At 39.8% G+C, this 19,530-nt stretch carries 16 protein-coding genes and 1 pseudogene; 10 read left to right on the forward strand and 7 right to left on the reverse strand.

From position 1 onward, the window contains the following. The first annotated feature begins 227 nt into the window (after window positions 1–227). From CYK16_RS10400 to ezrA, 3 genes are all read left to right on the forward strand, one after another. Window positions 228–791, forward strand: a complete 564-nt coding sequence (locus CYK16_RS10400) for an HAD family hydrolase (RefSeq protein WP_060805841.1) — start codon at window positions 228–230, stop codon at window positions 789–791. A 14-nt stretch (window positions 792–805) separates the two neighbouring features. Beyond that, the gene (gene gyrB / locus CYK16_RS10405; protein WP_000134041.1) at window positions 806–2,752 is read left to right on the forward strand and encodes a DNA topoisomerase (ATP-hydrolyzing) subunit B; all 1,947 of its coding nucleotides are present in this window, start codon (window positions 806–808) and stop codon (window positions 2,750–2,752) included. A gap of 80 nt (window positions 2,753–2,832) precedes the next feature. Continuing rightward, window positions 2,833–4,560 (forward strand): septation ring formation regulator EzrA, encoded by a 1,728-nt coding sequence (gene ezrA, locus CYK16_RS10410; protein ID WP_060805840.1) that lies wholly within the window; start codon window positions 2,833–2,835, stop codon window positions 4,558–4,560. 403 nt (window positions 4,561–4,963) lie between these two features. Here the strand turns inward: ezrA and CYK16_RS10420 are convergent, their stop codons facing one another. The 4 genes and pseudogenes from CYK16_RS10420 to CYK16_RS10440 form a co-directional block, all read right to left on the reverse strand. Continuing rightward, window positions 4,964–5,263, reverse strand: coding sequence for a DUF1827 family protein (locus CYK16_RS10420; RefSeq protein ID WP_060805318.1), 300 nt, complete (start codon window positions 5,261–5,263; stop codon window positions 4,964–4,966). A 58-nt stretch (window positions 5,264–5,321) separates the two neighbouring features. Beyond that, window positions 5,322–5,773 (reverse strand): annotated as a pseudogene (locus CYK16_RS10425) (NUDIX hydrolase). A gap of 130 nt (window positions 5,774–5,903) precedes the next feature. Continuing rightward, the gene (locus tag CYK16_RS10430; RefSeq protein ID WP_060805319.1) at window positions 5,904–8,162 is read right to left on the reverse strand and encodes an ATP-dependent Clp protease ATP-binding subunit; all 2,259 of its coding nucleotides are present in this window, start codon (window positions 8,160–8,162) and stop codon (window positions 5,904–5,906) included. 230 nt (window positions 8,163–8,392) lie between these two features. Further along, entirely contained in the window at window positions 8,393–8,623 is a 231-nt protein-coding gene (locus CYK16_RS10440) for a DUF1797 family protein (RefSeq protein ID WP_000443570.1), read from the reverse strand. A 190-nt stretch (window positions 8,624–8,813) separates the two neighbouring features. Here CYK16_RS10440 and CYK16_RS10445 point away from each other — a divergent pair, with 190 nt between their 5' ends. The 4 genes from CYK16_RS10445 to CYK16_RS10460 all read left to right on the forward strand — a co-directional run bounded on the left by CYK16_RS10445 (window position 8,814) and on the right by CYK16_RS10460 (window position 12,229). Further along, complete coding sequence (locus tag CYK16_RS10445; RefSeq protein ID WP_001011642.1) at window positions 8,814–9,497, forward strand: amino acid ABC transporter permease; 684 nt, start codon at window positions 8,814–8,816, stop codon at window positions 9,495–9,497. Continuing rightward, window positions 9,497–10,231, forward strand: a complete 735-nt coding sequence (locus CYK16_RS10450) for an amino acid ABC transporter ATP-binding protein (protein ID WP_000140960.1) — start codon at window positions 9,497–9,499, stop codon at window positions 10,229–10,231. Before CYK16_RS10445 ends, CYK16_RS10450 begins: the two co-directional genes overlap by 1 nt. 153 nt (window positions 10,232–10,384) lie before the next feature. Beyond that, window positions 10,385–11,242: a bifunctional methylenetetrahydrofolate dehydrogenase/methenyltetrahydrofolate cyclohydrolase gene (locus tag CYK16_RS10455; RefSeq protein WP_180948768.1), complete on the forward strand. Its 858-nt coding sequence runs from the start codon at window positions 10,385–10,387 to the stop codon at window positions 11,240–11,242. A gap of 132 nt (window positions 11,243–11,374) precedes the next feature. After that, on the forward strand, window positions 11,375–12,229 hold the full coding sequence (locus CYK16_RS10460; protein WP_060805321.1) for an NAD(P)H-hydrate dehydratase: 855 nt from the start codon (window positions 11,375–11,377) through the stop codon (window positions 12,227–12,229). A gap of 147 nt (window positions 12,230–12,376) precedes the next feature. On the opposite strand, the gene pbp3 is transcribed toward CYK16_RS10460, so the two are convergent. Continuing rightward, window positions 12,377–13,618, reverse strand: coding sequence for a D-alanyl-D-alanine carboxypeptidase PBP3 (pbp3, locus tag CYK16_RS10465; protein WP_060805322.1), 1,242 nt, complete (start codon window positions 13,616–13,618; stop codon window positions 12,377–12,379). Between the two features lie 102 nt (window positions 13,619–13,720). Here pbp3 and cozE point away from each other — a divergent pair, with 102 nt between their 5' ends. Then, a complete protein-coding gene (gene cozE / locus CYK16_RS10470) occupies window positions 13,721–14,830 on the forward strand; it encodes a cell elongation protein CozE (protein ID WP_060805323.1) in 1,110 nt (369 codons plus the stop codon). A gap of 206 nt (window positions 14,831–15,036) precedes the next feature. Next, on the forward strand, window positions 15,037–16,233 hold the full coding sequence (gene tuf / locus CYK16_RS10475) for an elongation factor Tu (protein WP_001040726.1): 1,197 nt from the start codon (window positions 15,037–15,039) through the stop codon (window positions 16,231–16,233). Window positions 16,234–16,492: 259 nt separating this feature from the next. Here tuf and CYK16_RS10480 read toward each other — a convergent pair whose 3' ends face one another. Together CYK16_RS10480 and CYK16_RS10485 are read right to left on the reverse strand one after the other, a co-directional pair. Continuing rightward, window positions 16,493–17,575 (reverse strand): DEAD/DEAH box helicase, encoded by a 1,083-nt coding sequence (locus CYK16_RS10480; protein ID WP_060805324.1) that lies wholly within the window; start codon window positions 17,573–17,575, stop codon window positions 16,493–16,495. Next, a complete protein-coding gene (locus CYK16_RS10485; protein ID WP_060805325.1) occupies window positions 17,565–18,548 on the reverse strand; it encodes a Gfo/Idh/MocA family protein in 984 nt (327 codons plus the stop codon). The genes CYK16_RS10480 and CYK16_RS10485 overlap by 11 nt, the downstream gene beginning before the upstream one ends. 153 nt (window positions 18,549–18,701) lie before the next feature. On the opposite strand from CYK16_RS10485, the gene CYK16_RS10490 reads away from it, so the two are divergent. Next, a complete protein-coding gene (locus tag CYK16_RS10490; RefSeq protein WP_180948769.1) occupies window positions 18,702–19,412 on the forward strand; it encodes a YoaK family protein in 711 nt (236 codons plus the stop codon). The last annotated feature ends 118 nt before the right edge of the window (window positions 19,413–19,530 follow it).

Consider the following 19,530-nt stretch of genomic DNA (forward strand, 5'->3'; position numbering starts at 1 on the left):
GATATCGAGTAGTTTTGTGATAAAATGTAATTGTTCCATATGATTCTTTCTAATGAGTTGTTTGATCGCTTTTCATTATAGGTCATATGGGACTTTTTTTCTACACAAAAAAGGCTCCATAATATCCATAGGGGGTTACCCACTACAAATATTATAGAGCCGTTTTTTATGTGGAAAAATCAGGGAAATCATCGCTTTTTTCATAAAAAAATGCTATAATGAAGGGTATGAAATATCACGATTATATCTGGGATTTAGGTGGAACTTTACTGGATAATTATGAAACGTCAACAGCTGCATTTGTTGAAACATTGGCACTGTATGGCATCACACAAGACCATGACAGTGTCTATCAAGCTTTAAAGGTTTCTACTGATTTTGCGATTGAGACATTCGCTCCCAATTTAGAGAATTTTTTAGAAAAATACAAGGAAAATGAAGCCAGAGAGCTTGAACACCCGATTTTGTTTGAAGGAGTTTCTGAATTATTGGAAGACATTTCAAATCAAGGTGGCCGTCATTTTTTGGTCTCTCATCGAAATAATCAGGTCTTAGAAATTTTAGAAAAAACTTCTATAGCAACCTATTTTACGGAAGTAGTGACTTCTAGCTCAGGTTTTAAGAGAAAGCCAAATCCTGAGTCTATGATTTATTTAAGAGAAAAATATCAGATTGGCTCTGGTCTTGTCATTGGTGATCGACCAATTGATATCGAAGCCGGGCAAGCTGCAGGACTAGCTACCCACTTGTTTACCAGTATCGTGAATTTAAGACAAGTATTAGACATGTAAGAAAAAGGAATAAGATGACAGAAGAAATCAAAAATCTGCAGGCACAAGATTATGATGCCAGTCAAATTCAAGTTTTAGAGGGCTTAGAGGCTGTTCGTATGCGTCCAGGGATGTATATCGGGTCAACCTCAAAAGAAGGTCTTCACCATCTAGTCTGGGAAATTGTTGATAACTCAATTGATGAGGCCTTGGCAGGATTTGCCAGCCATATTCAAGTTTTTATTGAGCCAGATGATTCGATTACAGTTGTTGATGATGGGCGTGGTATCCCAGTCGATATTCAGGAAAAAACAGGTCGACCTGCCGTTGAGACTGTCTTTACAGTCCTTCACGCTGGAGGAAAATTTGGCGGTGGCGGCTACAAGGTTTCAGGTGGTCTTCACGGAGTAGGGTCATCAGTAGTTAATGCCCTTTCCACTCAATTAGATGTTCATGTCCACAAAAACGGTAAGATTCACTACCAAGAATACCGTCGTGGTCATGTTGTCGCAGACCTTGAGGTGGTTGGAGATACGGATAAAACGGGAACAACAGTTCACTTCACACCGGACCCAGAAATCTTCACTGAAACAACAACATTTGACTTCGATAAATTAAATAAACGGATTCAAGAGTTGGCCTTTCTAAATCGCGGTCTTCAAATCTCCATCACAGATAAGCGTGAGGGTTTGGAACAAACCAAACATTACCATTACGAAGGTGGGATTGCTAGTTACGTTGAATATATCAATGAGAACAAGGATGTAATCTTTGATACACCAATCTACACAGATGGTGAGATGGATGATATCACAGTTGAAGTAGCCATGCAGTATACAACGGGTTACCATGAAAACGTCATGAGTTTCGCCAATAATATTCATACCCATGAAGGTGGAACGCATGAACAAGGTTTCCGTACAGCCTTGACTCGTGTTATCAACGACTATGCTCGTAAAAATAAGTTACTGAAAGACAATGAAGACAACCTAACAGGGGAAGATGTTCGTGAAGGATTAACTGCAGTTATCTCAGTTAAACATCCAAATCCACAGTTTGAAGGACAAACTAAGACCAAACTGGGGAATAGCGAAGTGGTCAAGATTACCAATCGCCTCTTCAGTGATGCCTTCTCCGATTTCCTCATGGAAAATCCACAGATTGCTAAACGTATCGTGGAAAAAGGGATTTTAGCTGCTAAGGCTCGTGTGGCTGCCAAGCGTGCGCGTGAAGTCACTCGTAAAAAATCTGGTTTGGAAATTTCCAACCTTCCAGGGAAACTAGCAGACTGTTCTTCTAACAATCCTGCTGAAACAGAACTCTTTATCGTCGAAGGAGACTCAGCTGGTGGCTCAGCCAAATCTGGTCGTAACCGTGAATTTCAGGCAATCCTTCCGATTCGCGGTAAGATTTTGAACGTTGAAAAGGCAAGTATGGATAAAATTCTAGCCAACGAAGAAATTCGTAGTCTTTTCACAGCGATGGGAACAGGATTCGGTGCAGAATTTGATGTTTCAAAAGCTCGTTACCAAAAACTCGTTTTGATGACCGATGCCGATGTCGATGGTGCTCACATTCGTACCCTTCTTTTAACCTTGATTTATCGTTATATGAAACCAATTCTAGAAGCTGGTTATGTTTATATCGCCCAACCACCAATCTATGGTGTCAAGGTTGGAAGCGAGATTAAAGAATATATCCAGCCAGGAGCAGATCAAGAAATCAAACTCCAAGAAGCCTTGGCCCGTTATAGTGAAGGTCGTACCAAACCGACTATTCAGCGTTATAAGGGTCTAGGTGAAATGGACGACCATCAGTTATGGGAAACAACCATGGATCCTGAACATCGCTTGATGGCTAGAGTTTCTGTGGATGATGCTGCAGAAGCAGATAAAATCTTTGATATGTTGATGGGGGATCGAGTAGAGCCTCGTCGTGAGTTTATTGAAGAAAATGCTGTCTATAGTACACTTGATGTCTAAAAATAGGGAGAAGTAGTTCCCTTGGTATAAAAAATATGATATAATCGTTACGATTGTTTCAAGTAAAAAAGGAGTTTAATATGTCTGCTACACTAGTAATTTATTTAATAATTGCAGTTGCAGTTTTATTGGTCATTGCCTATGCTATCGCAATCTATGTAAGGAAGCGCAATGAAAGTAAATTAGCAATTTTAGAAGAGAAAAAAGAAGAGCTTTATAATCTTCCGGTTAATGATGAAGTTGAAGCTGTAAAAAATATGCACTTGATTGGACAAAGTCAGGTGACTTTCCGTGAATGGAATCAAAAATGGGTTGATTTATCTCTTAATTCTTTTGCCGATATCGAAAATAATCTTTTCGAGGCAGAAGGCTACAATAACTCATTCCGTTTTTTCAAAGCAAGTCATCAAATTGATCAAATCGAGAGTCAAATTACCTTGATTGAAGAAGATATTGCAGCAATTCGCAATGCTTTAGCAGATTTGGAGAAACAAGAGTCTAAAAATAGTGGACGTGTTCTTCATACCTTGGACTTGTTTGAGGAGTTACAACACAGAGTTGCTGATCATTCTGAAGAATATGGCCAAGGTTTATCTGAAATTGAAAAACAATTGGAAAATATCCAATCAGAGTTTTCTCAGTTTGTAACTTTAAATTCGTCTGGAGATCCAGTAGAAGCAGCTGTGATTTTGGATAATGCTGAAAATCATATTTTGGCTTTAACGCATATTGTTGATCGTATACCAGCAATTGTAGCAACATTATCTAAAGACCTACCTGATCAACTGGAAGATTTAGAAGATGGCTACCGTAAGCTTTTAGATGCTAATTATCATTTTGCTGAAACGGATATTGAAGCTCGTTTCCAACTGCTTTATGAAGCTCTCAAGAAAAATCATGAGAATATTGCGAAACTAGAATTGGATAATGCAGAGTACGAAAATACTCAAATCCAAGAAGAGATTAATGCACTTTATGATATCTTTACAAGAGAAATTGCGGCACAGAAAGTAGTAGAAGGTTTAGTAGCAACACTTCCTACTTATCTGCAGCACATGAAGGAAAATAATGCTTTATTGATAGAAGACATTGAGCGTTTGAGTAAAAACTATTTACTTTCTGAGTCGGATGCAAGTCATGTTCGTCGTTTACAGTCCGAATTAGAAAGCTTTGAGACTGCTATTATTGAAGCGATTTCGGATCAGGATGAAGCAACTCAAGCATATTCAATTCTTGAAGAAAAACTTGAATCTCTGCAGGAAAATCTTAAAGAGATTGAAGATGAACAAATTGCAGTTAGTGAGCGTCTCGCACGAGTTGAGAAAGATGATATCAATGCACGTCAAAAAGCAAATGTATATGTTAATCGTCTCCATACAATCAAGAGATATATGGAAAAACGGAACCTACCTGGTATTCCACAAACTTTCTTGAAGTTATTCTTTACAGCAAGTAATAATACGGAAGATCTAATGGCTGAATTAGAGCAAAACTTAGTCAATATAGAATCAGTTAACCGTATTCTTGAAATTGCAACGAAGGATATGGAAGAGCTTGAGGCGGAAACTTATAATATTGTACAGTATGCAACCTTGACAGAGCAACTTTTACAATATTCTAACCGCTACCGCTCATTTGATGAACGTATTCAAGAAGCCTTTAATGAAGCTTTAGATATTTTTGAGAAAGAATTTGATTATCGCGCTTCGTTTGACAAGATTTCTCAAGCATTGGAAGTGGCAGAGCCTGGTGTAACCAACCGCTTTGTTACCTCATATGAGAAAACACGTGAAACAATTCGTTTCTAAAATAATAAAAAGATTTGATTGTGTGAGAAGCAGAATCAAATCTTTTTTATAGTTGTGGGGAGATTTACTTCATTTTCTCCTGAGATTGAGTTTTTGCCCAGCCGATTTATCCACCACCTCAAAACAGTGTTTTATACTCTTCGAAAATCTCTTCAAACCACATCAGCTTCGCCTTGCCTTATATATGCCATTGCTTTCGTCAGTCTTATCTGCAGCTTCAAAGTTATGCTTTGAGCAACCTGTGGCTAGCTTTCTAGTTTGCTCTTTGATTTTTCATTGATTAGCAATAGACTTCAAAATTATAAAAACGCATAATAGCAGGTGTAGAAACTTTGCTACTATGCGTTTTATTATGGAAAGACTTACTGGATTTTTTCTCGAATCGAGTTTTTACTTAACTTCTTTACTTGATTGGAATCGAAATCCCAATTAATTTTTCTGAATAGAGGGTTTTGATATTGGCCTCATCAATAGAGTCCTTATCAATTTTACGTTTCAAGAAAAATTCTTGAATCGCTTCGATTTCAGGTTCGCGAATAGCGCGGTGTTTGTTTGAGATGAGGATTTCATAGTGAAGCGGAGCTTGAGTAAAAATAACATCGGTATTCCCTGCAGAATAAACCTCAACAAGGGTTGCATCTGTACTTTCTAGCTGGCTTTTTACAAGTTGCGAGTGTGAGTTTGTCGTATTGATTAGCTTCATAACATTTCCTCCGATTTTCTAATTCTATTATAGCACTTTTTGAATAAAGTAGCTGGATTTAGTCAATCTTATGCTGTTTTTTCCAAGATTCAATAGCCCATTTATGGCTACCACGTTTGAGATTTTCAATAGCCTCGTCAATAGGGAACCAGGCAATATGATTAAAGTCTTCTAGTGGCTTTTGCACTTCTTTGAAAGAAGTCGCTTCATAGAGATAGGCAGGATTGTAGTAGTAGGTGTCACGATGACGAGAGTAGAAATATTCGTCAGCTTGTCCGTAATAGGTACCAATTTCAGCTGTGAATCCAAGCTCTTCAATCAATTCACGCTTTAGGGCTTCTTGATGATTTTCACCTGCTTCAATTTCACCACCTGGTAGGAACCAGGCGCCATTGGGTGCTTGAACAAGAACAATTTGTTTTTGTTCAGCGTCAGGGATAACTGCATACACTCCATAGCGTGCAACATAATCTGTATTCGCTTTTTTTCTCCGAAAGTTGGGTTTGCCATTGAATTTTCCTCATTATCTAGTATCGTTATTATTATCATAATGGACAAAGGGCAAGCTGTCAAGAAATTACAGTTATTTTAGTAAAAAAGAAGCAGAAAATTTTCATTTTCTACTTCTTTTCTATAGTATTTATTTTTCTGTCTCAGAAGTTTTAACTTCTGCTTTTTTGGCAGATTTGATTTGAATCTTGCCTTTGCTGGTCATAACTGCCTTGAGGTCTTTTTCGCTTGGATTTTCAAGGTAGTAGTCAGTGATTGCGTCCTCTATATAGTCTTGAATGGTACGGCGGAGTGGGCGTGCTCCCATTTTTGGATCATAACCGAGGTCAACCAATTTTTCCTTGACCTTGTCTGTCACATCGAGATGGATATTGTTGCTAGAAAGGCGCTTGTTAACGTCTGCTAGCATAAGCTCGACAATCTGAAGGAGGTTATCCTTGCTGAGAGCCTTAAATTCGATAATACCATCAAAACGGTTCATAAACTCTGGGCTAAAGAAGTTACCGAGTTCACCGAGAACAGAATTGGTACGTCCTTCTCTAGCAGCACCAAAACCAACGCTGGCTTCAGCCTTACCTGTCCCTGCATTTGAGGTCATGATAATGATGGCATCCTTGAAGCTAACGGTACGTCCTTGCCCATCTGTCAAACGACCATCGTCCAAGACCTGGAGGAACATGTGCATAACATCTGGATGGGCTTTCTCTACTTCATCCAAGAGAATAAGAGAATATGGATTGCGGCGAACTTTTTCAGTTAATTGCCCAGCCTCATCGTAACCAACATAACCTGGAGGGGCACCGACCAACTTAGCAACGCTGTGTTTTTCCATGTATTCACTCATGTCAAAGCGAATCATGCTGTCAGCAGAACCAAAAAGTTCAATGGCTAGTTGTTTGGAAAGTTCTGTCTTACCGACACCGGTTGGCCCGACAAAGAGGAAGCTTCCAATTGGACGGTTAGGCGTACCGAGACCGACACGATTCCGGCGAATAGCCTTGGCAATCTTATCGACAGCATCATCCTGTCCAATAACATGAGACTTGAGATCTTCGGCTAGATGGATGAGTTGAGATTGTTCTTTCTCTTTTAAATCACCAACAGGGATATTGGTTTTCTGCTCGATAATGTGCTCAATAGTTTTTTCACTGATGATAGGAGTATCCTGGTCTGTGACCTTTTTCTTTTGCATTTCCTTATACTTGGCAATCTGGTCACGGAAGTAGGCGGCCTTTTCAAAATCTTCTTCTCGTGTAGCTTGAGATTTGAGATTTTCAGCCTCAATCAAGCGTTGATCAATTACTTTAGGGTCTACAAAATTCAAGGTCAAGTTCATCTTAGAACCAGCTTCGTCTAGGAGGTCAATGGCCTTGTCAGGCAAGAAGCGGTCTTGGATGTAGCGATTAGAAAGAGTTGCAGCTGCTTCAATTGCAGCATCGGTATATTGAACGTGGTGGTAGTCTTCGTATTTCTTTTGAATCCCTTTGAGGATAGTGATTGTTTCTTCCACTGTTGGTTCATCGACCTTGACAGGCTGCATACGACGCTCTAGGGCTGCATCCTTTTCAATGATACGGTATTCATTGAGGGTAGTGGCACCGACCAGTTGCAGTTCCCCACGAGCAAGGGCTGGTTTGAGGATATTTCCAGCATCCATGTTGCCATCGCCAGTAGAACCAGCACCGACAATTTCATGGATTTCATCGATAAAGAGGATGATGTCCTCACGTTTGCGAATTTCTTCCATGAGCTTTTGCATGCGTTCTTCAAATTGCCCTCGGATCCCCGTTCCTTGAACCAAGCTAACCACATCCAAACGGATGACTTGTTTTCCTTGGAGTTTATGTGGAACATCGCCATCAACGATTTTCTGAGCTAGACCTTCGACAACGGCCGTTTTTCCGACACCTGGTTCACCGATAAGAACAGGATTATTCTTGGTTCTGCGATTGAGAATCTCGATGACACGAATAATTTCATCGTCGCGCCCAATAACAGGGTCTATATCTCCACGACGGGCAATTTCAGTTACGTTGATACCAAATTCTTCCAGCAGGCCTTTTTCTTGGTTTGGTGGCGGAGTTTGAGCAGATCCACGATTTTGGGAACCATAACCGCCGTTTCCACCGTAACCTCCACCTGATTGGGTTGGGGGAATAGGAGGAGTATTGCTAGAAGGTCTAAAATTGTTTAGGTCATTGAAGAAATCACCAAATGGATCAAAGTCACGATTGTTCAGATCCGTCATACCTTTAAAGAGGCTATTATTAGGATCTGTCTTGATAATCTTATAGCAGTTTTGACAGAGGTCAATTTGTTTTTGCTTTCCATTGAGATTGGTATAAAGATGAATTGTTGAGTCGTTGATTTTACAGTTTTGACAAAGCATACATCTACCTCATTTCTTTCTTTAGCCGGACCTATCTAAAGGTCAAAAATAGTCAAATTTCTATACTCTCATTATAACAGGATTGGGGTGTAAAGCAAGTAAAAAGATTGCAGCTTTGAGAAGTTGTTACAATGAAAATCTTTGTGAATTTGGACTATAAAAAAATCCTATTTGTGAGACAAAAAGGATTTTGGTTAGACATGCAGGGTGTAATCCCAGCTTGTTTTGTATTAGTAAAGGAGTTCGTAAATCTCCATTGCAATCAAGTCAATGCTGTCAAACGTATAAGTTTCGCGAGCTTCGACATCACGAAGGGTAAAAATTGATCCGTTTTCTTCGTCGTGGCTGTATGCAACTTCTGCAACAACAACTCCTTCGCGTTCAAAATTACGTTTTAAATTTCCGCCGTCTTTTGCCATTGCTTCCAGGCGGTTGATGATTCTAACCAAATGTGATTCCATTTTGATTCTCCTTCATTTCTTATCGTTACTATTTTACCATAAAGGAGGCCAACTTGACTAGAAAAAACTAAGATTTCTCGCTAAATCTACTAGTTTTAAGTTTTTTTGAATAAATCGGATAAAAAGTTTGAATTTTAATTCAATACATGTTATAATCATACAGAATTCTATTTTAGAAAGCAGTGTGACTATGAATTTTTCTTTTTTGCCTAAGTATTTACCTTATTTTAACTATGGGGCTGTCGTGACGGTTCTCATTTCTATCTGTGTTGTCTTTTTGGGAACTATTTTGGGTGTTGTCTTGGCTTTTGGGCAACGTTCAAAGTTTAAACCGCTTGTTTGGCTTGCCAACTTGTACGTTTGGATTTTCCGTGGGACACCGATGATGGTTCAGATTATGATTGCCTTTGCCCTTATGCACATCAATGCTCCGACTATTCAGGTTGGAATTTTAGGTGTTGATCTTTCTCGTCTGATTCCAGGGATTTTGATTATCTCTATGAACAGTGGTGCTTATGTTTCTGAGACTGTTCGTGCTGGGATTAATGCAGTTCCAAAAGGTCAGCTAGAAGCGGCTTATTCGCTAGGGATTCGTCCTAAAAATGCTATGAGATATGTGATTTTGCCACAAGCAATCAAAAATATCTTGCCAGCATTGGGGAACGAATTTATTACCATTATCAAGGACAGCTCCCTCTTATCAGCTATCGGTGTTATGGAGTTGTGGAACGGGGCTACAACAGTTTCTACAACAACCTATCTACCTTTAACACCACTTTTATTTGCAGCCTTTTACTACTTGATTATGACCTCTATTTTGACCGTAGCCTTGAAAGCTTTTGAAAAACGTATGGGACAAGGAGATAAGAAATAATGACAGAAACCTTGATAAAAATTGAAAATTTACATAAATCATTTGGAAAGAATGAAGTATTGAAGGGCATCAACCTCGAGATTAAAAGAGGAGAAGTTGTCGTTATCATCGGTCCTTCAGGGAGCGGGAAATCTACCTTGCTTCGTTCTATGAATTTGTTGGAAGAAGCGACCAAGGGGAAAGTTATCTTTGAGGGAGTCGATATTACGGATAAGAAGAATGACCTCTTTGCCATGCGTGAGAAGATGGGCATGGTTTTCCAACAATTCAATCTCTTTCCTAATATGACTGTGATGGAAAATATCACCTTGTCACCTATCAAGACCAAAGGTGAGAGCAGGGAAGTTGCTGAGAAGAGAGCCCAAGAGCTTTTGGAAAAAGTTGGTTTGCCAGATAAGGCAGATGCTTATCCACAGAGTTTGTCAGGTGGTCAGCAACAACGGATTGCCATCGCGCGTGGGTTGGCTATGGAACCAGATGTTTTGCTCTTTGACGAGCCAACTTCAGCCTTGGATCCTGAAATGGTAGGTGAGGTATTGGCTGTTATGCAAGACCTTGCCAAGTCAGGGATGACTATGGTTATCGTAACACATGAGATGGGATTTGCGCGTGAGGTGGCAGATCGTGTTATCTTTATGGCAGACGGTGTAGTTGTTGAAGATGGGACACCTGAGCAGATTTTTGAACAAACCCAAGAACAACGGACTAAGGACTTCTTGAGTAAGGTTTTATAATCTATTTTAAAATTTCAAGACAAGATTAGTGAAAAGCTCAACCAGAGCTTTTTCTTATAGTTTGAAACTATAGGATAGCCTAGGAAAGAAGTGTTAGAGGGTGCTAGCAGTTTTTGGTATAATGGAAGATATTTGAAAGAAAAGAGAAGTGATATGACACAGATTATTGATGGGAAAGCTTTAGCGGCCAAATTGCAGGGGCAGTTGGCTGAAAAGACTGCAAAATTAAAGGAAGAAACAGGTCTAGTGCCTGGTTTGGTAGTGATTTTGGTTGGGGACGATCCAGCCAGCCAAGTCTACGTTCGCAACAAGGAGAGGTCAGCTCTTGCGGCTGGTTTCCGTAGCGAAGTAGTGCGATTTCCAGAGACTATTACTCAAGAGGAATTGTTAGACCTGATTGCTAAATATAATCAGGATCCAGCTTGGCATGGGATTTTGGTCCAGTTGCCATTACCAAAACACATTGATGAAGAGGCGGTTCTATTGGCTATTGACCCAGAAAAGGATGTGGATGGTTTTCATCCTCTAAATATGGGACGCCTTTGGTCTGGACATCCAGTCATGATTCCATCAACACCTGCAGGAATTATGGAAATGTTTCATGAATATGGGATTGACTTGGAAGGTAAAAATGCGGTCGTCATCGGTCGTTCCAATATCGTTGGAAAACCTATGGCCCAGCTTCTTTTGGCCAAGAATGCTACAGTGACTTTGACCCACTCACGGACTCATAATCTTGCCAAGGTGGCTGCAAAAGCGGATATTCTTGTGGTCGCAATCGGCCGCGCCAAGTTTGTGACTGCTGACTTTGTCAAACCAGGTGCCGTGGTCATTGACGTTGGGATGAACCGCGATGAAAATGGTAAGCTCTGTGGTGATGTTGATTATGAGGCGATTGCCCCACTTGCAAGCTACATCACGCCAGTACCTGGAGGTGTCGGTCCTATGACCATTACCATGCTGATGGAGCAAACTTATCAAGCAGCACTTCGGACATTGGATAGAAAATAAGAGAAAAATCGCTGAAGAGAGTGTATTTTCTATAGTTATATCTGAAATGGCATACAATAATTGTAAAAATAAAATTACAAAAGGAGGTCTGCGCCTCCTTTTTGTTGTATAATAAATGCGAGAGGAAAAAAGATGAAAGTGATTGATCAAGCCTTACTAGAAAAAGTCATTATTGAACGTTCTTGTACAAGTCATAAAGGAGACTACGGTCGTCTGCTGTTGCTGGGTGGGACTTATCCTTATGGTGGTGCCATCATCATGGCTGCTTTGGCAGCTGTAAAAAGCGGTGCAGGATTGGTGACCGTTGGAACGGACAGGGAAAATATTCCAGCTCTGCACAGTCATTTGCCTGAGGCTATGGCCTTTTCTCTTCAAGACCAGCAATTGTTAAAAGAGCAATTGGAGAAGGCAGAAGTTGTCTTGCTGGGGCCTGGTTTACGAGACGATGCTTTTGGAGAAAATCTAGTAAAACAAGTCTTTGTTAATTTAAGTCAAAATCAGATTTTGATTGTAGACGGAGGGGCCTTAACCATCCTTGCTAGGATAAGTTTGTCATTTCCATCTAACCAGCTTATCCTAACTCCCCACCAAAAGGAGTGGGAAAAGCTGTCTGGTATTGCTATTGAAAAGCAAAACGAAGATGCAACGGCTAGTGCCCTAACTTCCTTCCCTCAAGGAACAATTTTGGTAGAGAAAGGTCCAGCTACTCGTATTTGGCAAGTTGGCCAACCTGATTTTTACCAGTTACAGGTTGGCGGTCCCTATCAGGCTACTGGGGGAATGGGAGATACTCTAGCTGGAATGATTGCAGGATTTGCAGGTCAATTTCGGCAGGCCAGTCTCTACGAGCGTGTAACCGTAGCGACTCATCTTCATTCAGCTATTGCTCAAGAACTAGCTCAAGAACAGTATGTAGTCTTGCCAACGGAGATCAGCAGTTATCTTCCCAAAGTAATGAAAAAAATATCTCAAAAAAAACTAGGATAAAATTCAATTTTAGGAGAAAACGAAGTAAATATTACCACAATAAAACGCATAATATCAAGTTTTTTTAATACCTGATACTATGCGTATTTGACTTTAAAGTTTTTTTGCTCTGTCTCTATTTTGGAGCAATCTTTTGCTCAGTATGTTTTATAATTTCTCGTTGATAAATCGGATAAACTGATTCCACCAAACTTTTAAGAAGAAAGCTTTTTCAACTTTCTTTTCTGCTAGCATTTCGAAACTAGGACGTTTTGTGGTAATGTAACCTTGACCAATCAAATCCTTGTCTTCGTAAGTCAAATGGCCAACCACTGTTCCAGCTTCAAGTGGTGCGGGGATTGTTTTAGAATCAGGTGTAAATTGAATAGATTGGGAAGATTGATTCCCACCACGTTCAATTAGATAGATATCCTCTGGGGCCACTGCAGTGACCGTATCTTCTTTTCCATCTTGTACAGGTGCTTTGCTATCTTGATAGGCATCGCCTTTTTGCACGATTTTACGAAGTGTAAATGTAGAAGAAATATAATCCATTAGGGAAGATGTAGCTGTAAACCGAGCGTAAGGATTATTGTCTTGATGATCTGCATTCAAAACGACTGTGATAACCCTCATGCCTTTTTCGACAGTAGTACCAACAAAAGATTCTCCAGCCTTGTCTGTTGTTCCTGTCTTAAGGCCATCAAAACCACCGCGATAAGCAGGCATACCCTCTAACATGTAGTTGGTAGAAGTGATTGTCATCCCAGCAAAAGTAGATGAAGGTTTTTTAGTGATTTCCAAGACTTGTGGGTATTTTTTGATGAGGTTGCGAGCAACGATAGCGACATCATATGCACTGAGTTTATTTTCATCATCTTTTTTAGATCCTGGGTAAATATTATCTCCTAGAGTCTCGTTGTTAAGACCAGTTGTATTGACAACCGTGGCATCTTTGATTCCCCATTCCAAGAGTTTTACTCGCATCATATCAACGAAGTTTTTTTCTGAGCCAGCAATTTTCTCAGCTAGGGCAATAGCGGCGCTGTTGGCACTAGATACCAGAGTTGCTTCAAGCAACTCTTCGACAGTATAATTACGGGCCTCCATAGGAACATTACTGGCTTCAGAATTTGTCGTCAATTGATAAGGATAATCAGAAATATCTACTGGGGTGGATAGTGTGATACTTCCATTTTCGAGTGCTTCATAGACCAGGTAAACGGTAAGTAGTTTTGTTATAGAAGCAATTTCGACAGGTTGAGTTGCATCTTTCTCATAGAGAATTTTACCAGTATTTGCCTCAACAGCAATGGCATGTTTTGCAGCAATATTAAAATCTTGAGCAGCAGCAGTAGAAGCACCTCCTAAAAGGGAGACAGTTAATAAAGTTAAAAATATTTTTTTCATAGTAGTCTTATTCTATCATAAAGAAAAAAAATATTCTTGCTTTAATAATTCATCCGTTAAGCTTTTTGAAAATATGGTAAAATAGAGTGAGGGAGGTAGCTCATGTTTCGTAGAAATAAATTATTTTTTTGGACCACAGAAATTTTACTCTTAACCATCATCTTTTACCTATGGAGACAGATGGGGTCTTTGATTAACCCTTTTGTTAGTGTGCTTAATACAATTATGATTCCATTTTTATTAGGGGGCTTTCTTTATTATTTGACAAACCCTATTGTTACTTTCTTAAATAAAGTCTGTAAACTCAATCGTTTACTTGGTATTTTAATTACCTTGTGTGCTTTGGTCTGGGGAATGGTCATAGGTGTTGTCTATCTCTTACCTATTTTGATTAATCAGTTATCTAGTTTGATTATATCTAGTCAAACTATTTATAGTCGGGTACAAGACTTAATCATAGACTTATCTAATTACCCTGCGCTCCAGAATTTGGATGTAGAAGCTACAATTCAGCAGTTAAACTTATCCTATGTTGATATTCTTCAGAATATCCTAAATAGCGTATCAAATAGTGTGGGGAGCGTCTTGTCAGCTCTTATCAGTACTGTTTTGATTTTGATTATGACTCCAGTTTTTTTGGTTTATTTCTTACTAGATGGACATAAATTCTTGCCCATGCTTGAAAGAACGATTCTAAAGAGGGATCGCTTGCATATTGCAGGTCTCTTAAAGAATTTAAATGCGACGATTGCTCGCTATATTAGTGGAGTCGCAATTGATGCCATTATTATCGGTTGTTTGGCCTTTATCGGATATAGCGTGATTGGTTTGAAATACGCTTTGGTCTTTGCCATCTTTTCAGGATTGGCCAATCTCATTCCTTATGTGGGACCAAGTATTGGCTTGATTCCGATGATTATTGCCAATGTCTTTACTGATCCTCATAGAATGCTAATTGCAGTTGTTTACATGCTAATCATTCAACAAGTGGATGGAAATATCCTTTACCCTCGAATCGTTGGTGGTGTGATGAAAGTTCATCCAATTACGATTTTAGTATTACTTTTGTTATCAAGTAATATCTATGGTGTCATTGGTATGATTGTCGCAGTACCAACCTATTCTATCTTAAAAGAAATTTCTAAGTTCTTATCACGTTTGTATGAAAATCATAAAACAATGAAAGAACGAGAAAGAGAATTAGCTAAGTAAAAGTCAGGAAATTCCTGATTTTTCTTTTTCTTTAGGTAAATTATAGGAGTAGAAGTGCCATTTAGATTAGCCTATTAAGAATAATTCACAAAAACTTTGTAAAACACTTGCAATTTAGCTGAAATTTGATAAAATAGTAAGGAAAGTTAGACTGTATTGCCTACTGTCTATCTATAAAATATATTTTATTGGAGGCTTTTACTCAAATGGCAAAAGAAAAATACGATCGTAGTAAACCACACGTTAACATTGGTACTATCGGACACGTTGACCACGGTAAAACTACCCTAACTGCAGCTATCACAACTGTTTTGGCACGTCGCTTGCCTTCATCAGTTAACCAACCTAAAGACTATGCGTCTATCGATGCTGCTCCAGAAGAACGCGAACGCGGTATCACTATCAACACTGCGCACGTTGAGTACGAAACTGAAAAACGTCACTACGCTCACATCGACGCTCCAGGACACGCGGACTACGTTAAAAACATGATCACTGGTGCCGCTCAAATGGACGGAGCTATCCTTGTAGTAGCTTCAACTGACGGACCAATGCCACAAACTCGTGAGCACATCCTTCTTTCACGTCAGGTTGGTGTTAAACACCTTATCGTCTTCATGAACAAAGTTGACTTGGTTGACGACGAAGAATTGCTTGAATTGGTTGAAATGGAAATCCGTGACCTATTGTCAGAATACGACTTCCCAGGTGACGATCTTCCAGTTATCCAAGGTTCAGCTCTTAAAGCCCTTGAAGGTGACACTAAATACGAAGACATCGTTATGGAATTGATGAACACAGTTGATGAGTACATCCCAGAACCAGAACGTGACACTGACAAACCATTGCTTCTTCCAGTCGAAGACGTATTCTCAATCACTGGACGTGGTACAGTTGCTTCAGGACGTATCGACCGTGGTATCGTTAAAGTCAACGACGAAATCGAAATCGTTGGTATCAAAGAAGAAACTCAAAAAGCAGTTGTTACTGGTGTTGAAATGTTCCGTAAACAACTTGACGAAGGTCTTGCCGGAGATAACGTAGGTGTCCTTCTTCGTGGTGTTCAACGTGATGAAATCGAACGTGGACAAGTTATCGCTAAACCAGGTTCAATCAACCCACACACTAAATTCAAAGGTGAAGTTTACATCCTTACTAAAGAAGAAGGTGGACGTCACACTCCATTCTTCAACAACTACCGTCCACAATTCTACTTCCGTACTACTGACGTTACAGGTTCAATCGAACTTCCAGCAGGTACTGAAATGGTAATGCCTGGTGATAACGTGACAATCGACGTTGAGTTGATCCACCCAATCGCCGTAGAACAAGGTACTACATTCTCTATCCGTGAGGGTGGACGTACTGTTGGTTCAGGTATGGTTACAGAAATCGAAGCTTAATTCGATTTAGTTCCCAGAAGAACAATTATTTAAGTCAGACACTAAAAGAATCTTGCTTTGCGAGGTTCTTTTTTTCAGATATTGAACTAATACTCTTCGAAAATCAAATTCAATCCACGTCAGCGTCACCTTGCCGTACTCAAGTACAGCCTGCGGCTAGCTTCCTAGTTTGATCTTTGATTTTCATTGAGTATAAAATTGAAGAATTGTTTACATAAAAAAGCTCTATACACTTGATGGGCACAGAGCAAAGGGGGCTTTATTTGATATAGAGTTCTTGATTTTTTAGGACAATTTCACGGACACTTGCGAATTTCTTGAGTTTTTTAAGCTCTTCTGGATGAGTGACGAGAGTGATAACATAACCTTCCTTGCCCATACGGCCAGTACGGCCAGCACGGTGTGTGTAGGTTTCGCTATCTCTAGGAATATCAAAGTTTACGACACATTCTAGGCTATCGATATCAATTCCACGAGCCAAAAGGTCAGTTGCAAGGAGTAGGGTTAGTTGCTTATCTTTAAACTTTTCTAAGATGACTTTTCTAAATTTGACATTGACATCACTAGCGAGGGAAACAGCCAAGATATCCCGATACTGTAGTTTTTCTTCTGCACTTCCAAGGTCTGATAGGCTGTTAAAGAAGACAAGACCTCGGAAATCCTCTACATGAGCCAGCTTTCGTAGCATATCCACTCGGTGACGTTGATCTACCTGCATGTAGAAATGTTGGATGTTGTCCAATTTTTGTTCAGAAAGATCAATGGTACGTGTGTTAGGCGCAATCTTCTTTTGGTCAAACTTGGTCGTGGCACTCATGTAGACGAGTTGATGGTCACGCGGTGCGTAGTGAGTGATTTTCTCGACAAAGTGTATCTGAGAATCATCGAGCAATTGGTCAAATTCATCCAGGATGATGGTTTCCACATTCATCATCTTGATTTTTTTCAATTTAATGAGTTCAAAGATACGGCCAGGGGTTCCAATCAGAATTTCTGGTCCTTTTTTTAGGCGTTCAATCTGGCGTTTTTGACTTGAACCTGATAGGAAGAGTTGGGCTGTCAAACCGATAGTCTCTGCCCACGTTTTACATACATCAAAAATCTGTCCAGCAAGCTCAGTATTTGGTGCTAGAATCAAGAGTTGCTGGGCTTTTTTCTTTTGTAGTCGGAGAAGACTTGGAAGGAGGTAAGCTAGGGTCTTACCAGTTCCTGTTGGGCTCACTCCTAGGAGGTTTTCTCCAGCAAGAAGGGGCTCAAATAGTTGAGTTTGAATGGGAGTGAATTCTTGGAAACCGAGTTGGTCACTCAGTTCTTGCCATTCAGTCGGTAGTTTAGTTTTCATTTTCTGCCTCAAATCTAATGCCAGCAGTCTGGCGCATGGTATATAGTAGGTCATGAACAGAGCTTGCATCTTCCAGCCAATTCTGGTAGAGTGTCTGTTCTGGTTGCTGGATCATCTGTGCAAATGCACCGACTTCCTCAGTCATCGTATGGGGAGCTTGTTGGATAGGGAGCTGGACTTGATTTCCTTGGTGGTCGGTAAAAATAGCCGAGCTGACATGTTCGATAGTGTTGAGCGTCAGGGTTCCATCTGTCGTATAAATCTCGCAAGGGAGATTGGAAGTGATGTTTTTTCCAGCCTTAATATGAACTTGATAGTCTGGGTATAAGAGGATACCATCTCCATTTAGGTCAATGCTATTGTCAAGCTGTTGCCCCTGATAGGTTGCATCCTTAGCTTTTCCAAAGAGACGAACGGCAGCGTAGAGGGGATAAATCCCTAAATCCATAAGAGCTCCACCAGCAAAACGGTCTGAAAAGACATTTGGTGTCTCCCCAGTCAACAAGTTAGGCATTTTGGAAGAATACTTGGCATAGTTGAAATCTGCTCCCAACACATGTTTGTCTGCTAAAAAGTTTTTGATGATAGTGAAAGCTTTTTCATGGTAATTGCGAGCTGCTTCGAATATAAAACAGTGATTTTTCTCAGCTGTGTGAATCAAATCCAGCCATTCTTGTGGCTGAGTGACGGCTGGCTTTTCAAGAATGACATGTTTACCAGCAGACAAGGCAGCTTTTGCCTGAGCAAAATGCAAGGAGTTTGGGCTAGCAATATAGACCACATCAAAGGAAGATTTGAATAAGACTTCTAATTGATCGAATAGTTGGATATTCTGATAGCGAGAAGCAAAGGTTGCTGCGGTTTCAAGTTTTCTAGAATAGACAGCGACCAGCTGGTATTTTCCACTGGCATGTGCCGCCTCTATAAAGTGATGGCTGATAGCGCCTGTTCCGATGACACCTAATTTAAGCATAGATACTCCTTTTCCGACTTCAATTCCTTCTTTCATTATAACATAGATAGACGGGACTATCCAACAGAGGGTAAAAATTTTAAAATAAGCTACTAGGACTTTCCCAAAGAAAGTGGTACAATAATGAGATGAGTAAATGAAATGGGAGGGAAAATGAGGTTATTACCTATTAGAAAAATATCACGTCAGTCTAAGAGGCTAGCGCTTTTTTTGACTTTTTGTGCAGGATATGTAGACGCTTATACTTTTATTGTGCGAGGGAATACCCTTGTAGCTGGACAAACTGGGAATGTCGTCTTTCTATCAGTGGGGCTCATTCAACACAATGTTTCAGATGCTAGTGCCAAAGTAATGACCTTGCTAGCTTTTATGATGGGGGTCTTTTTACTAACGATTTATAAGGAAAAATTGAGAATTGTGAAAAAGCCAATTCTGTCACTGATTCCTTTGGCAATCCTATCAATCATTATTGGTTTTGTACCACAGACTGTAGATAATATCTATCTAGCACCGCCCTTGGCCTTTTGTATGGGGTTGGTGACAACTGCTTTTGGAGAAGTGTCGGGTATTGCCTATAATAACGCTTTTATGACAGGGAATATCAAACGGACCATGCTGGCTTTTGGAGATTATTTCCGAACCAAGCACACACCTTTTTTGCGTGAAGGATTTATATTTGTTAGCCTGCTTAGTAGTTTTGTCCTTGGCGTTGTCTTTTCAGCCTATTTGACGATTTTTTATCATGAAAAGACCATTCTTGGTGTTCCTATTATGATGAGCATTTTTTACCTCAGCATGCTTTTAGCCTCTTGGCAGAAAAAAGTAAAAGAAAAGGTAAATTCCCAAACTAACTTCCACCGTTAATCCAAGTGGAAGTTAGTCTGATAAAGATCCTAAAAACCAGTGGAAATCCGTGTCAGGGTAAGTTCCATTGGTTTTACTAATGCTTGATTTTATTGCTTTTGTAACCAAAATGAATCGA

This window comes from Streptococcus oralis subsp. dentisani, from assembly GCF_002860905.1.
Lineage (GTDB): Bacteria > Bacillota > Bacilli > Lactobacillales > Streptococcaceae > Streptococcus > Streptococcus oralis_BA.

Coding starts and splice junctions, on each gene's coding strand:
- CYK16_RS10400 (WP_060805841.1), top strand. CDS start 228: ATGAAATATCACGATTATATCTGGGATTTAGGTGGAACTTTACTGGAT.
- gyrB (WP_000134041.1), top strand. CDS start 806: ATGACAGAAGAAATCAAAAATCTGCAGGCACAAGATTATGATGCCAGT.
- ezrA (WP_060805840.1), top strand. CDS start 2,833: ATGTCTGCTACACTAGTAATTTATTTAATAATTGCAGTTGCAGTTTTA.
- CYK16_RS10420 (WP_060805318.1), bottom strand. CDS start 5,263: ATGAAGCTAATCAATACGACAAACTCACACTCGCAACTTGTAAAAAGC.
- CYK16_RS10430 (WP_060805319.1), bottom strand. CDS start 8,162: ATGCTTTGTCAAAACTGTAAAATCAACGACTCAACAATTCATCTTTAT.
- CYK16_RS10440 (WP_000443570.1), bottom strand. CDS start 8,623: ATGGAATCACATTTGGTTAGAATCATCAACCGCCTGGAAGCAATGGCA.
- CYK16_RS10445 (WP_001011642.1), top strand. CDS start 8,814: ATGAATTTTTCTTTTTTGCCTAAGTATTTACCTTATTTTAACTATGGG.
- CYK16_RS10450 (WP_000140960.1), top strand. CDS start 9,497: ATGACAGAAACCTTGATAAAAATTGAAAATTTACATAAATCATTTGGA.
- CYK16_RS10455 (WP_180948768.1), top strand. CDS start 10,385: ATGACACAGATTATTGATGGGAAAGCTTTAGCGGCCAAATTGCAGGGG.
- CYK16_RS10460 (WP_060805321.1), top strand. CDS start 11,375: ATGAAAGTGATTGATCAAGCCTTACTAGAAAAAGTCATTATTGAACGT.
- pbp3 (WP_060805322.1), bottom strand. CDS start 13,618: ATGAAAAAAATATTTTTAACTTTATTAACTGTCTCCCTTTTAGGAGGT.
- cozE (WP_060805323.1), top strand. CDS start 13,721: ATGTTTCGTAGAAATAAATTATTTTTTTGGACCACAGAAATTTTACTC.
- tuf (WP_001040726.1), top strand. CDS start 15,037: ATGGCAAAAGAAAAATACGATCGTAGTAAACCACACGTTAACATTGGT.
- CYK16_RS10480 (WP_060805324.1), bottom strand. CDS start 17,575: ATGAAAACTAAACTACCGACTGAATGGCAAGAACTGAGTGACCAACTC.
- CYK16_RS10485 (WP_060805325.1), bottom strand. CDS start 18,548: ATGCTTAAATTAGGTGTCATCGGAACAGGCGCTATCAGCCATCACTTT.
- CYK16_RS10490 (WP_180948769.1), top strand. CDS start 18,702: ATGAGGTTATTACCTATTAGAAAAATATCACGTCAGTCTAAGAGGCTA.